Genomic DNA, 14,108 nt, shown 5'->3' with positions numbered 1-14,108 from the left:
TTTTGCCGCCTTGCTGCAACTTCAACTATTTTGGCTATAAATAACCCTTGTGGGCATAACTTAGCCTTTTATCTAGCCACGTTAGCAACCATTCGTCAATTGACTTAAATTTGCCGCATCGTGACGCTAAATAGCGGGAATTTATGAAATTTAATTACAACGGAGTGAGATAAGTTATTCTTATCAACCAGAATAATTGAAATCGGTGGCAAACGGCTGTTTTGGCAGTCATTTACCCCCTTTTTTACTCAGTGATGGCAAAAATGATGCACCACCTGGGCGATTAACTCCCGGGTAGGTTTGATAAATGCCGTGTCAATAAATTCATCCGGCTGGTGTGCCTGATCGATCGATCCTGGGCCTAAAACCAGCGTCGGGCAGATTTCCTGAATAAATGGCGCCTCGGTACAGTAGTTCACTACTTCCGTTTCTGTCCCCAGCAATTTCTCCACGACCTGTACCAGCTGATGCTCGCGCGGGCACTCATAACCCGGGATCGGGGGATGCAGTTCACCCACGGTCAGGCGGCCTGGCCAGCGCGCACTGACGGGTGCCAGCGCTTCATTCAGCAAACCGTCAAGGTCGCTTAACGTCAGGCCTGGCAGTGGGCGGATATCCATATGCAATTCACAACAGGCGCAGATACGGTTGGCAGCGTCGCCACCGTTGATGTGGCCAAAGTTCATGGTCGGATAGGGAATGGCGAATCCGTCATGGTGGTAGCGCGTTTTTAGCGTATTACGCAGTTCCATCAGTTGGGTAATCGACTCGTGCATCAGCTCAATGGCGTTGACGCCGCGTCCTGGATCGCTTGAGTGGCCGGACTGGCCCTGAATGCGAATCACATTGGAGAGATGGCCTTTGTGGGCGCGAACGGGTTTCAGTGAGGTGGGTTCACCGATAATGGCGCAGTCCGGGCGCAGGCTGGTGGTTTCTGAGAAAAACTTCGCGCCTGCCATCGTGGTTTCTTCGTCAGCGGTGGCGAGGATATACAGCGGTTTTTTCAGCGTTGAAACGTCAATATCACGCAGGGTATCTAAAATGAAGGCGAAGAAGCCTTTCATATCGGCGGTGCCCAGACCGTACAGTTTGTTGTCGTGCTCGGTCAGGGTAAAGGGATCGCGCGTCCAGCGGCCATCGTCGAAGGGAACGGTATCGGTATGACCCGCCAGCAGCAGCCCGCCGGCGCCGTGGCCGCTCTTCGCCAGCATATTGAATTTGTTGCGCGTACCGGGAACGGGTTGGACTTCCACGCTGAAGCCAATATCGCGGAACCAGCCGGCCAGTAAATTGATTAAAGTCTGATTACTCTGATCGAGCGCGCTGTCGGTTGCGCTGATTGATGGTGTAGCAATCAACTGGCGGTAAATCTCGATAAAAGGGGGTAATTTTGTCTTCACTGTTGACAGTCCTTGAGTTAGGATAGTATCAATATTCATGCATTAATAGTGAATAAAAATACATTAACGACGACCGGATGGAAACCGATAAATTTGTCTTCCACGGTAGCAGTTCAACAGGCGTTTTGGCAGCCCTGAAGCGCAATGACTCACAGTGAGCGAGTGACTTTCATGACAAATCCGTTAATTATCAAGTTGGGTGGTGTGTTGCTGGACAGCGAAGAAGCGCTGGAGCGGCTGTTTGACGCCCTGGTGACCTACCGTGCTGCCCACCAACGCCCACTGCTGATTGTTCACGGTGGTGGCTGCCTGGTGGATGAGCTGATGACTAAGCTTGCGCTGCCGGTGAAGAAGAAAAACGGCCTGCGCGTGACACCTGCCGATCAGATTGACATTATTACCGGTGCACTGGCCGGGACGGCGAACAAAACCCTGCTGGCCTGGTCGAAAAAACATGGCATTGATGCCGTTGGTCTGTGCCTCGGTGACGGCGGAAGCGTCAATGTAGCGCAGTTTGATGATGAACTTGGGCACGTGGGCCTGGCAACGCCGGGATCGCCACGGCTGATCGCCACACTGCTGGAGGCGGGTTATCTGCCAGTAGTGAGTTCGATTGGTATTACTCAGGATGGCCTGCTGATGAACGTTAACGCCGATCAGGCCGCGACGGCGCTGGCCGCCACTCTGGGTGCAGACCTGATTCTGCTCTCTGACGTTAGTGGTATTCTCGATGCCAATAAACAGCGCATCGCCGAGATGACGGCAGAGAAAGCAGAACAGCTGATTGCTGATGGTGTGATCACTGACGGCATGATCGTCAAGGTGAATGCCGCACTGGACGCTGCCCGTACCCTGGGCCGTCCGGTAGATATTGCCAGCTGGCGCCATGCTGAACAGCTGCCAGCCCTGTTTAACGGTGTGTCTATTGGCACCCGTATCCTCGCTTAATTATAAACCTTTCCCGAAAAATTTCGGGTTGCAGCAAGGCGGCGACGGAATGAATCCCCGGGAGCTTAGTTCACTAAGTGACTGGGGTGAGTGTAGGAAGCCAACGTAGTTGCAGCGTGAAAGATGATGGGAAATTGAAGGAAGAGACAATGCAAGATAAAAGCATCAAGAAAATCGTACTGGCTTACTCCGGCGGTCTGGATACTTCGGCCATTATTCCGTGGCTGAAAGAGAACTACGGCGGCTGTGAAGTGGTGGCATTCGTGGCCGATATCGGTCAGGAACGTGGCGATCTGGAAGGTGTAGAGCAGAAAGCGCTGCAATCCGGTGCATCTGAATGCCACGTTGTGGACCTGCGTGAAGAGTTCATCAGCGAGTACGTGTATCCGGTGCTTCAGACCGGTGCCCTGTATGAAGGCACCTACCTGCTGGGGACGTCAATGGCGCGCCCAATTATCGCTAAAGCTCAGGTTGAGCTGGCACTGAAAGTGGGGGCAGATGCACTGTGCCACGGCGCAACCGGTAAAGGTAACGACCAGGTGCGTTTCGAAACCACCTATACCGCACTGGCTCCGCAGCTGAAAGTGGTGGCACCGTGGCGCGAGTGGAACCTGCGTTCCCGTGAAGCCCTGCTGGACTACCTGAAAGAGCGTAATATCCCGACCACCGCGTCGCTGGAAAAAATCTACAGCCGTGACGAAAACGCATGGCATATCTCGACCGAAGGCGGCGTGCTGGAAAGCCCGTGGAACGCACCGAACAAAGATTGCTGGGTATGGACCGTGGATCCGCTGGAAGCACCAGACCAGCCGGAGCAGGTGACCGTTGCTGTTGAGAAAGGCCGCGTAGTTGCCGTCAACGGTGAAGCGTTAAGCCCGTTCGGCTGCCTGGACAAACTGAATGCTATCGGTGCCCGTCACGGTGTTGGTCGTATCGATATCGTGGAAAACCGCCTGGTGGGCATCAAGTCCCGTGGCTGTTACGAAACCCCAGGCGGCACCATCATGGTGAATGCGCTGCGTGCGGTTGAGCAGCTGGTTCTGGACCGTGACAGCTTCAAATGGCGTGAGCAGCTGGGCCTGGAAATGTCCTACGTGGTTTACGATGGCCGTTGGTTCGCGCCACTGCGCAAATCCATTCAGGCATCTGCCGCTGCCCTGGCAGAAGAAGTGAACGGTGAAGTGGTTCTGCAACTGTATAAAGGCCAGGTCACCGCGATTCAGAAGAAATCTGCTAACAGCCTGTACTCTGAAGAGTTTGCGACCTTCGGTGAAGATGAAGTATACGATCACCGTCATGCAGGCGGCTTTATCCGTCTGTTCTCACTCTCTTCACGCATCCGTGCGCTGAACGAGAAGAAGTAATTTTTTGGGCGAGGCAACTCGTCCCTACAGGTATTCGTAGGGGCGGCACATGTGCCGCCCTTATTACATTATTTGAATGGAGTACGCATCATGGCACTTTGGGGTGGACGGTTTACGCAGGCAGCAGATCAACGTTTCAAGCTCTTCAATGACTCACTGCGCTTCGACTATCGTCTGGCAGAGCAGGACATCACTGGTTCCATTGCCTGGTCCAAAGCGCTGGTGACGGTCAATGTATTAACCACAGAAGAACAGCAGCAGCTGGAAGTGGCGCTGAATGTTCTGCTGGAAGACGTGCGCGCGAACCCACAGCAAATTCTGGAAAGCGATGCCGAAGATATTCACAGCTGGGTGGAAGGCAAACTGATTGACAAGGTCGGTGCGCTGGGTAAAAAACTCCACACTGGCCGTAGCCGTAATGACCAGGTCGCTACCGATCTGAAACTGTGGTGTAAAGCGCAGGTCAGCGAACTGCTGATCGCCACACGCCAGTTCCAGCAGGCGCTGGTGGCGACGGCGGAAGCCAATCAGGACGCCGTCATGCCGGGCTATACCCACCTGCAACGTGCCCAGCCGGTGACGTTTGCACATTGGTGCCTGGCCTACGTTGAGATGCTGGTACGCGATGAAAGCCGCCTGCAGGATACGCTGAAGCGTCTTGACGTCAGCCCGTTGGGCTGTGGCGCACTGGCCGGAACCGCGTACGAAATCGACCGTGAGCAACTGGCAGGCTGGTTAGGTTTTGCCTCCGCGACCCGTAACAGCCTGGACACCGTGTCTGACCGTGACCATGTGCTGGAACTGCTGTCTGATGCGTCCATCGGCATGGTTCACCTGTCGCGTTTCGCGGAAGATCTGATCTTCTTCAACACCGGCGAATCCGGTTTCGTTGAGCTGTCCGATAAGGTCACTTCGGGGTCATCCCTGATGCCGCAGAAGAAAAACCCGGATGCGCTGGAGCTGATCCGTGGCAAAGTCGGCCGCGTACAGGGCGCATTGACCGCGATGAGCATGACCCTGAAAGGTCTGCCTCTGGCGTATAACAAAGATATGCAGGAAGACAAAGAAGGGCTGTTTGATGCGCTCGATACCTGGTCTGACTGCCTGCATATGGCCGCACTGGTGCTGGATGGTATTCAGGTGAAACGCCCACGTTGCCAGGAAGCCGCTGAGCAGGGTTACGCGAATTCGACGGAGCTGGCGGATTATCTGGTCGCGAAAGGCGTGCCATTCCGTGAAGCGCACCATATTGTAGGTGAAACCGTGGTCGAAGCGATTAAACAGGGTGTGGCGCTGGAAGCGCTGACGCTGGGTGATTTACAGAAGTTCAGCAGTGTGATCGGAGAGGATGTGTACCCGTTCTTGTCTCTGCAATCTTGCCTGGATAAGCGTAACGCGAAAGGCGGTGTCTCTCCGCATCAGGTATCAAAAGCGATTACTGAAGCGAAACAGCGTCTGGCGTAATGCCTTTTGTGTCAGGCATGCATAGGGTCAGGTATGCCTGACCCCTGGGATGACATAGGGGATGGGTATGCCCATCCCTGTTCGGTTTATGCCGTAAAGAACTGCTCTAAATCATCGCTTCCGCCAATATGGCGACCACCGATAAACACCTGCGGCACAGTGGCACGGCCAGTAACGGCGCGCAAACTGACGGTCGTGGCATCCTGGCCCAGCACGATCTCTTCGAACTGAATTCCACGATCTAACAGCATCTGTTTGGCTTTCGCGCAGAATGAACAGCCTGGTTTGGTGAACAGGGAAACGGATTCCTGCACTTTAAATTCTGGTGCGACGTAGCGCAGCATGGTGTCTGCATCAGACACTTCAAACGGGTCGCCCGGCTTGTTAGGTTCTACAAACATCTTCTCTACCACACCGTTGCGTACCAGCATCGAGTAACGCCATGAACGCGGACCGAAGCCGAGATCGGCTTTCTCAACCAGCATCTCCATGCCACGGGTGAACTCACCGTTACCGTCAGGAATAAAGGTAATGTGTCCGGCGTTCTGATCGGCCTTCCAGGCATTCATCACAAAAGTATCGTTAACCGAGACGCACAGGATACTGTCCACTCCATGTTTTTTGAACACATCCGAGAGTTCGTTATAGCGCGGCAGGTGGCTGGAGGAGCAGGTAGGAGTAAAAGCCCCCGGCAGTGAAAAGACGATGACGGTTTTGTCTTTAAACAGCTCATCAGTAGTGACATCGACCCAACTGTCGCCCTGACGTGTGTGAAAAGTGACCTGCGGGATGGACTTACCTTCCTGACTTGCAAACATAAAAGACCTCAAGGTGATTGAATTTGGTGTGCCCCTTTTTGGCACCGGCACATTATTATCATTCAGGCTTGATAGGGATAATCGTTGGTTGCTATGCTATCTATCGTCACGGGCTATCGTGAAAAAGAGGATAAGATGAATATTCGTGATCTGGAGTATCTGGTTTCGCTGGCAGAACATCGCCATTTTCGTCGTGCAGCCGATGCCTGCCATGTGAGTCAGCCAACGTTAAGCGGCCAGATTCGCAAGCTGGAAGATGAGCTGGGGGTGATGCTGCTGGAACGTACCAGCCGCAAGGTATTATTCACTCAGGCAGGTCTGCTGCTGGTGGATCAGGCCCGGACTGTGCTGCGGGAGGTCAAGGTCCTGAAAGAGATGGCCAGCCAGCAAGGCGAGGCGATGTCCGGCCCGCTGCACATTGGGCTGATCCCGACCGTTGGCCCGTATCTGTTGCCGCAGATTATTCCTACGCTTCATCAGACCTTCCCTAAGCTGGAGATGTATCTGCACGAAGCACAAACGCAGCAACTGCTGGCGCAACTCGACAGCGGTAAGCTGGACTGTGCGATCCTGGCATTGGTGAAAGAGTCAGAAGCGTTTATTGAAGTCCCACTCTTTGATGAGCCGATGAAACTGGCGATCTATGCGGATCACCCGTGGCACGACCGCGATCGTGTTCCGATGTCGGATCTGGCCGGGGAGAAACTGCTGATGCTGGAAGATGGTCACTGTCTGCGCGATCAGGCGATGGGCTTTTGCTTCCAGGCGGGGGCGGATGAAGATACGCATTTCCGTGCGACCAGTCTGGAAACGCTGCGCAATATGGTGGCGGCGGGCAGCGGTATCACACTGTTACCTTCGCTGGCCGTACCGAACGAAAGAGTGCGTGATGGCGTCTGTTATCTGTCCTGCTATAAGCCGGTACCACAGCGCACTATCGCCCTGGTGTATCGCCCAGGTTCACCTCTGCGTGGCCGTTATGAACAGCTGGCAGAGGCGATCCGTGAGCATATGCGAGGTGTGATGGGCCGCTTAGAACAGCCGGTTTAAACCGTTAAGCGCCGCCACCCGATAGGCTTCCGCCATGGTGGGGTAGTTAAAGGTGGTATTCACGAAGTACTCAATCGTGTTGCCACCGTTTTTCTGCTCCATAATCGCCTGGCCGATATGGATAATCTCCGCAGCACGTTCACCGAAGCAGTGAATACCGAGGATCTCTTTGGTTTCGCGGTGGAACAGAATTTTCAGACTACCAACGTTCATACCAACAATCTGCGCACGTGCCAGGTGTTTAAACTGCGCACGGCCCACTTCATATGGCACTTTCATTGCTGTCAGTTGCTGCTCGGTTTTCCCGACAGAGCTAATTTCCGGAATGGTATAGATACCTGTAGGAATATCTTCGATCAGATGAGCGGTGGCCTCGCCTTTGATCATCGCCTGAGCGGCAATGCGGCCTTGATCGTAGGCGGCTGATGCGAGGCTCGGATACCCGATGACATCGCCTACCGCATAGATATGCGGCTGCGCCGTCTGATACATACTGTTCACCTTCAGCAGGCCGCGGCCATCCGCTTCCAGTCCGACATTTTCCAGCCCCAGCCCATCGGTATTACCGGTGCGGCCGTTGGCGTACAGCAGGCAGTCTGCTTTGAGTTTTTTTCCGGATTTCAGGTGCATGATCACACCATCTGCCACACCTTCAATCTTCTCGAACTCTTCGTTGTGGCGTATGACCACGCCGTTATTCCAGAAGTGATAGGACAGCGAGTCAGACATTTCCTGATCGAGGAAAGCCAGCAGACGGTCACGGGTATTGATCAGGTCAACTTTGACGGACAGACCCCGGAAAATCGATGCATACTCACAGCCAATCACCCCTGCGCCATAGATAATCACATGACCAGGTTCATGGTGCAGATTCAGGATGGAGTCGCTGTCATAAACACGTGGGTGGGTAAAGTCGACATCCGGCGGATGGTAAGGACGTGATCCGCAGGCGATGACAAACTTGCCTGCGGTCAGGCGCTCAATGCTGCCATCGTGGCTCTCGATTTCAATGGTGTTGGCATCGATAAAGCGTGCATCCCCCTGGAACAGTTCACAGTGGTTGCGCTCATAGAAACCCTGGCGCATATGGGTTTGCTGGCTGATAACGTTTTCGGTGTGATTCAGAATGTCGGCGAAAGAAGAACGGAGAAGACGCGTGTGGTCGCTATACAGTGGGTTCTGGTTGAACTCGATAATGCGGCTGACGGCGTGACGCAGCGCTTTCGACGGGATTGTTCCCCAGTGTGTACATCCGCCACCAATATTGTGGTAGCGCTCGATGACGGCAATACGTGCACCTTGCTTCACCAGTCCCATCGCAGCACCTTCACCGCCAGGACCGGAACCAATGACAATGGCGTCGTAATCATAAGACTGTTGCATACCAATACGTCCTATTTTCTTATACAATTTTACAACGAGATTCTAACATCTCGCGCCTCAGTTCCCAATTCTAACCGTGCTTTTTGCCATCAAATGCCAAATGACAGGGTTAACAGCCGCTCACAAAGTTTGGCCCACTGTACGCTGAAATTTTTGCTATAGTGCCCACTTGCAGGCTAAACAGGCACAAAAATGGGCGTTAGAGCGCAGCAAAAAGAACGTACACGACGTTCACTTATCGAAGCGGCATTCAGTCAACTCAGTGCCGAACGTAGTTTTGCCAGCCTCAGTTTGCGGGAAGTTGCCAGGGAGGCGGGGATTGCCCCAACGTCATTTTATCGTCACTTTCGTGATGTAGATGAATTGGGATTAACCATGGTGGACGAAAGTGGTCTGATGTTGCGACAGTTGATGCGCCAGGCGCGTCAGCGTATTGCCAAAGGTGGCAGTGTCATCCGCACTTCTGTTTCTACCTTTATGGAGTTTATTGGTAATAACCCAAATGCCTTTCGGTTACTGCTGCGTGAACGCTCCGGCACGTCATCCGCATTTCGTGCCGCTGTTGCCCGTGAAATTCAGCACTTTATTGCCGAACTGGCCGATTATCTGGAAGTTGAGAACCGTATGCCGCGCAGCTTCACCGAAGCGCAGGCAGAAGCGATGGTCATTATCGTGTTTAACGCCGGTGCTGAAGCACTGGATATTGATGTCGATCAGCGACGCCAGTTGGAAGAAAGGCTGGTACTGCAACTGCGTATGATCTCGAAAGGGGCATATTACTGGTATCGACGTGAGCAGGAGAAGCTGGCGGTGACGCTGGAAGCAAAAGACTAAGCGGCCTGGTCAGGGCCTACATGGCAAATAACCTAGCCGACTGGAACAAATTCAAGGGGATGACATGAATTTAGCGACTGGCCGCGATAAAGGCACTCTGCTGTTAACATTTCTTACCGGGCTGTCGATTAACGGCTCGTTTTCGGTGCTGTTCAGCGCAGTGGTGCCATTTTCTGTTTTCCCTCTGATTGCATTGGGTCTGTCGGCCTGGTGCCTGCATCAACGTTATCTTAACCGTGCCATGCCGGACGGTATGCCCTCGCTGGCTGCGGGATTCTTCCTGTTGGGCATTCTCTTGTACAGTGCGATTGTCAGAGCGGAGTATCCTGAGATTGGCTCAAACTTTGTGCCGACCATTCTGATGGTGGCGGTGGTGTTCTGGATTGCTGTTAAGTGGCGCGCGCGTCATTCCAGCGTGTAATGCGAAAGCCGGGCGATGGATATCGCCCGAGCCAGATTAGCGGCGAGTCAGCAGAACGCCGCACTCCATATGGTGTGTGTACGGGAACTGGTCGAACAGGGCCAGACGCGTAATCTCATGAGTAGCCGATAATGTGGCGAGGTTCTCGCACAGCGTTGTCGGGTTGCAGGAGATATAAAGGATACGTGGATACGCCTGCACCATCTTCACCGTTTCGTCATCCAGGCCGCTGCGCGGAGGGTCGACGAAAATGGTTTCACACTCGTAGCTGGTCAGATCGATGCCTTCCAGGCGTCTGAAGCTTCTTTCTCCGTTCATTGCCTGAGTAAACTCTTCTGCCGCCATACGGATAATCTGGACGTTATCGATCTGGTTTACCGCGATATTGTACTGAGCAGAGGCGACTGACGGTTTGGCGATTTCCGTTGCCAGCACGCGGCGGAAGTTACGTGCCAGCGCCAGCGAGAAATTGCCATTGCCGCAGTACAGTTCCAGCAGGTCGCCGCGACAATCGCGCGTCGCATCCAGCGCCCATTCCAGCATCTTCACATTCATTGCCGCATTTGGCTGCGTAAAGCTGTTTTCTACCTGGCGATAGATCATCTCACGCCCGTCCACCATCAGACGCTCATCCACGAAATCCTGATCCAGACAGATTTTGGTTTTAGTCGCGCGGCCGATGAGGTGCAGATCGAAACCTTCAGCGCGCAGCGCATCACGCAGTAGCGTGGCAGCCTGCTGCCATTCATCATCCAGCTTACGATGATAGAGCATAGAGACAACGACCTGCCCGCTGACCGTCGACAGGTAGTCGATCTGGAACAGTTTAAAACGCAGTGCACGCTGGTCGCGCACGGCATCGATCAGCCTTGGCATCAGGCGGTTAATCAGCTCACTGGCTGCCGGGAAGCTGTCCACCCGGATGCGGTCATGTGTCTTCTGATCGAAAATAATATGGTACAGATCATCACCGTCATGCCAGATACGGAACTCTGCACGCATCCGGTAATGGCTGACCGGTGAACGGAAGACCTCGACGTTGGGAGCATTAAACGCAGACATCATGGATGTCAGTCGTGTCACTTTCTCTGTGAGTTGGTCGTCATAGTGTTCAACAGGCAGTTGTTCGGGTGTCATGGGCGTTCCTGAGTATGTGGCAGTGATAGCCGGGCGATTGTAGGGATTCTTTACCTCATGTCCAGTATTGTCCACGATTCAACCTTTATGGATGTCTGGATATCTGGACTTCTAACACATTTGTTCATAAAATGCGTTCCCCGGCCTCCCACGAGTTAATAGGGAATCCAGTGTAAATCTGGAGCTGACGCGCAGCGGTATAGAATGTCGTGACAATAGCGTAACGCAGACACTGTCTTTTGACGGGAAGTCATTGCCACCCAACGATTCTGAGCCCGAAGACCTGCCGGATTAACGTCGCATTTCTTACGGTCATCGCGTGCTATCGATCGTATGCCTGCGGCATCCTGCACATTTTTTGGATGCTTGGTCATGATTACAACAAAAAATACGCTGTTGGCGTTTAGCGCTACGGCAATTTCCCTCTGGGCGCAAAACGGCTTTGCACAGGACAGTAATAAAGAAGAAACGCAGGTTGTGACTGCGAATCGTTTTGAACAGCCAGTCTCTGCTGTATTGGCCCCTACCACGGTGGTCACGAAAGAGCAGATCGACCGCTGGCAGTCAAAAACGCTGACGGATGTGATGCGCCGCCTGCCTGGCGTCGATATTGCTCAAAATGGTGGAATGGGCCAGCAAAGCTCACTGTTTATTCGTGGCACTAACTCCAGCCATGTTCTGGTCTTGATTGATGGTGTGCGCCTTAATCAGGCGGGGATCAGCGGTGCTTCCGATCTCAGCCAGATCCCAATTTCACTGGTTCAGCGGATTGAATATGTACGTGGAGCACGTTCAGCGGTCTATGGTTCTGATGCCATTGGTGGGGTACTCAACATCATTACCACGCGCACTAAGGATGGTACGACGCTTGCGGCAGGGGTCGGTTCCAACGGCTATCAGTCTTACGACGGTTCCACTCAGCAGATGCTGGGCCAGAATACTCGTGTGACGCTTGCAGGTAACTATACCTACACCAAAGGCTATGACGTTGTTGCTAATTATCCTGATGCGCTTGGCAACACTGCACAATCCGATCGTGATGGGTTTATGAGCAAGAACATCTATGGCGCGATTGAACATCAGATCAATGATGATTTTAGTGTCTTTGTTCGTGGTTATGGCTTTGATAACCGTACTGCCTATGACGGTAGCCCGACCTACGTTCAACCCGATACCTATGTTGATACTCGCCAGCTGTATAGCCAGACATGGGATGGTGGACTCCGTTTCAATAATGGTCTCTATTCTTCCAATCTGACCGCCAGCTACAGCCACACGAAAGATTATAACTACAGTCCTGATATGGGACGCTATGCGTCCTCCGCCACTCTTGATGACTCCCAGCAGTATAATTTGCAGTGGGCTAATAATGTGGTCGTGGGACAGGGCAGTGTGGGTGGCGGCGTTGACTGGCAGAAGCAGTCCATTGAGCCAGGGACTGCTTATGTGAATGACCGTCGTGAAGTGACTAATACGGGTTTGTATGCCACCGGGCAGCAGATGTTTGGTCCAGTTACGCTGGAAGGTGCCGTTCGTGGCGATGATCACTCCGTGTACGGCTGGCATAATACCTGGCAAACCAGCGCAGCCTGGGAGTTCATTGAGGGTTATCGTTTTATCGCCAGTTACGGGACTGCATTTAAGGCACCTAACCTCGGTCAGCTGTACGGTTCTTTTGGCGGCAATAGCAATCTTGATCCTGAAGAGAGCAAGCAGTGGGAAGGGGGCTTCGAAGGCTTAACGGGCCCTGTAACCTGGCATGTATCCGCATATCGCAACGATATCGACAGCCTTATTGATTACAGTAGTGCCAACGGCGGTTATTACAATATCAATAAAGCGACCATCAAAGGTGTTGAAGCAACGGCTTCATTTGATACCGGTCCGGTATCTCACCAGATTTCCTATGATTACGTTGATCCGCGTAATGCTGAAACCAATGAGATTTTGCTGCGTCGGGCTAAACAGCAGGTGAAGTATCAGCTCGACTGGACGGTGTATAATTTCGACTGGTCAGTGAGTTATCAATACCTGGGTGAACGCTACGACCGTCAATACGCAACAAATCCAAACGGTGATCTGGCCAAATTGGGCGGTGTCAGCCTGTGGGATCTCGCGGTTTCGTATCCAGTCACATCCCATCTCACTGTTCGTGGTAGAATTGCCAACCTGTTCGATAAAGATTACGAGACAGTGTATGGCTATGAAACCCCTGGACGGGAATACTACCTCAGCGGCAGCTACACCTTCTAAACCGCGCCCCACCGTGCTGGTCTTTGACTCCGGCGTCGGTGGGCTTTCTGTCTATGATGAGATCCGCAAATTATTGCCGGATCTCCATTATCTCTATGCTTTCGACAACGTTGCTTTCCCCTATGGCGAAAAGTCGGAAGAGTTTATCGTCGAGCGTGTGGTGACCATCGTGGAAGCGGTCACTCGGCTCTATCCTCTTGCGCTGGTGGTTATCGCCTGTAACTCGGCGAGCACCGTGACGCTCCCTGCTCTGCGAGAACGCTTTGAATTTCCTGTTGTCGGTGTTGTGCCAGCGATTAAGCCAGCGGCACGTCTGACCCGTAACGGCGTGGTTGGTCTGCTGGCGACGCGTGGCACAGTAAAGCGTCCTTATACTAAAGAGCTGGTGGCGCGTTTTGGTGGTGAGTGCAAAACCGAGATGCTGGGCTCTGCGGAACTGGTGGAGTTAGCAGAAGCTAAGCTGCATGGTCAGCCTGTTCCTATAGAAGAAGTAAAACGTATTCTGCAACCCTGGCTGCGGATGCAGGAGCCACCCGATACCGTGGTGCTTGGCTGCACGCATTTCCCTCTTATCAGTGAAGAGCTACAGCAAGTACTGCCTGAAGGCACTCGTTTAATCGATTCTGGCGCTGCCATTGCCCGCCGTACGGTGTGGCTGCTGGAAAATGAGTCTCCTGAGGCTTTTTCTCAGGATGAGAACATGGCGTTCTGCATGGATATCACTGAACAGGCAGTTCAATTAATGCCCGTTTTACAACGATATGGCTTTGCAAAGCTCGAAAAACTGGCGCTTTAGGGAACTTTAGGGCAAAAAATCATCACTCAGAAAGTTTTTTGCAATTAGCCCTTGTCACTCTCCAGAAAATCCCTATACTGCGCCTCCACTGACACGGAACAACGGCTTACAAGCCACCGGGTCAGGAGCGTCAGGTAACTGATAGCGCCGGAAAAACTTCTCAAAAAGAAGTTGACTCCGAAGGAGGAAAGCGTAATATACGCCACCTCGCAACAGGAAGCTTCGGCACTGATTGCACCG

The 14,108-nt window shown here is 53.1% G+C and carries 13 protein-coding genes and 1 riboswitch; of the genes, 8 read left to right on the top strand and 5 right to left on the bottom strand.

The features are described 5' to 3' along the window. Nucleotides 1-248: 248 nt before the first annotated feature. Nucleotides 249-1,400: an acetylornithine deacetylase gene (gene argE, locus HHI26_RS20295; RefSeq protein ID WP_133846345.1), complete on the bottom strand. Its 1,152-nt coding sequence runs from the start codon at nucleotides 1,398-1,400 to the stop codon at nucleotides 249-251. A gap of 171 nt (nucleotides 1,401-1,571) precedes the next feature. Here argE and argB point away from each other — a divergent pair, with 171 nt between their 5' ends. The 3 genes from argB to argH all read left to right on the top strand — a co-directional run bounded on the left by argB (nucleotide 1,572) and on the right by argH (nucleotide 5,176). Then, nucleotides 1,572-2,348, top strand: coding sequence for an acetylglutamate kinase (gene argB / locus HHI26_RS20290; protein ID WP_133846344.1), 777 nt, complete (start codon nucleotides 1,572-1,574; stop codon nucleotides 2,346-2,348). A gap of 149 nt (nucleotides 2,349-2,497) precedes the next feature. Beyond that, complete coding sequence (locus HHI26_RS20285; protein ID WP_133846343.1) at nucleotides 2,498-3,712, top strand: argininosuccinate synthase; 1,215 nt, start codon at nucleotides 2,498-2,500, stop codon at nucleotides 3,710-3,712. 90 nt (nucleotides 3,713-3,802) lie between these two features. Further along, nucleotides 3,803-5,176 carry an argininosuccinate lyase gene (gene argH / locus HHI26_RS20280; protein ID WP_171149577.1) on the top strand — a complete coding sequence of 458 codons (1,374 nt, stop codon included), beginning with the start codon at nucleotides 3,803-3,805 and terminating at the stop codon, nucleotides 5,174-5,176. Nucleotides 5,177-5,262: 86 nt separating this feature from the next. Here the strand turns inward: argH and HHI26_RS20275 are convergent, their stop codons facing one another. Next, nucleotides 5,263-5,994 (bottom strand): glutathione peroxidase, encoded by a 732-nt coding sequence (locus HHI26_RS20275; protein WP_133846341.1) that lies wholly within the window; start codon nucleotides 5,992-5,994, stop codon nucleotides 5,263-5,265. A gap of 135 nt (nucleotides 5,995-6,129) precedes the next feature. Here HHI26_RS20275 and oxyR point away from each other — a divergent pair, with 135 nt between their 5' ends. Next, nucleotides 6,130-7,044, top strand: a complete 915-nt coding sequence (gene oxyR / locus HHI26_RS20270) for a DNA-binding transcriptional regulator OxyR (RefSeq protein WP_133846340.1) — start codon at nucleotides 6,130-6,132, stop codon at nucleotides 7,042-7,044. Here oxyR and sthA read toward each other — a convergent pair. Next, nucleotides 7,027-8,427: a Si-specific NAD(P)(+) transhydrogenase gene (sthA, locus tag HHI26_RS20265; RefSeq protein WP_133846339.1), complete on the bottom strand. Its 1,401-nt coding sequence runs from the start codon at nucleotides 8,425-8,427 to the stop codon at nucleotides 7,027-7,029. The two genes, oxyR and sthA, sit on opposite strands and share 18 nt — an antisense overlap. Before the next feature lie 192 nt (nucleotides 8,428-8,619). Between sthA and fabR the strand changes: the two genes are divergently transcribed. Continuing rightward, complete coding sequence (gene fabR, locus HHI26_RS20260; protein WP_133846338.1) at nucleotides 8,620-9,261, top strand: HTH-type transcriptional repressor FabR; 642 nt, start codon at nucleotides 8,620-8,622, stop codon at nucleotides 9,259-9,261. 64 nt (nucleotides 9,262-9,325) lie between these two features. Next, complete coding sequence (locus HHI26_RS20255) at nucleotides 9,326-9,682, top strand: YijD family membrane protein (RefSeq protein ID WP_133846337.1); 357 nt, start codon at nucleotides 9,326-9,328, stop codon at nucleotides 9,680-9,682. A 36-nt stretch (nucleotides 9,683-9,718) separates the two neighbouring features. On the opposite strand, the gene trmA is transcribed toward HHI26_RS20255, so the two are convergent. After that, complete coding sequence (gene trmA, locus HHI26_RS20250; protein WP_133846336.1) at nucleotides 9,719-10,819, bottom strand: tRNA (uridine(54)-C5)-methyltransferase TrmA; 1,101 nt, start codon at nucleotides 10,817-10,819, stop codon at nucleotides 9,719-9,721. A gap of 124 nt (nucleotides 10,820-10,943) precedes the next feature. After that, nucleotides 10,944-11,125, top strand: a riboswitch (cobalamin riboswitch). A gap of 66 nt (nucleotides 11,126-11,191) precedes the next feature. Here trmA and btuB point away from each other — a divergent pair. Together btuB and murI are read left to right on the top strand one after the other, a co-directional pair. Then, a complete protein-coding gene (gene btuB, locus HHI26_RS20245) occupies nucleotides 11,192-13,072 on the top strand; it encodes a TonB-dependent vitamin B12 receptor BtuB (RefSeq protein ID WP_133846335.1) in 1,881 nt (626 codons plus the stop codon). Continuing rightward, nucleotides 13,017-13,868: a glutamate racemase gene (gene murI, locus HHI26_RS20240; RefSeq protein WP_133846334.1), complete on the top strand. Its 852-nt coding sequence runs from the start codon at nucleotides 13,017-13,019 to the stop codon at nucleotides 13,866-13,868. The genes btuB and murI overlap by 56 nt, the downstream gene beginning before the upstream one ends. A gap of 44 nt (nucleotides 13,869-13,912) precedes the next feature. On the opposite strand, the gene HHI26_RS25375 is transcribed toward murI, so the two are convergent. Then, nucleotides 13,913-14,108 (bottom strand): hypothetical protein (locus tag HHI26_RS25375; RefSeq protein ID WP_205945625.1); only part of this gene is annotated, 196 nt, incomplete at its 5' end.

Source organism: Erwinia sp. JH02, from assembly GCF_013074405.1.
GTDB lineage: Bacteria > Pseudomonadota > Gammaproteobacteria > Enterobacterales > Enterobacteriaceae > Erwinia > Erwinia rhapontici.
Note: the sequence above shows the minus strand (reverse complement) of the source record. Positions and strands in the feature narration are given on the sequence as shown.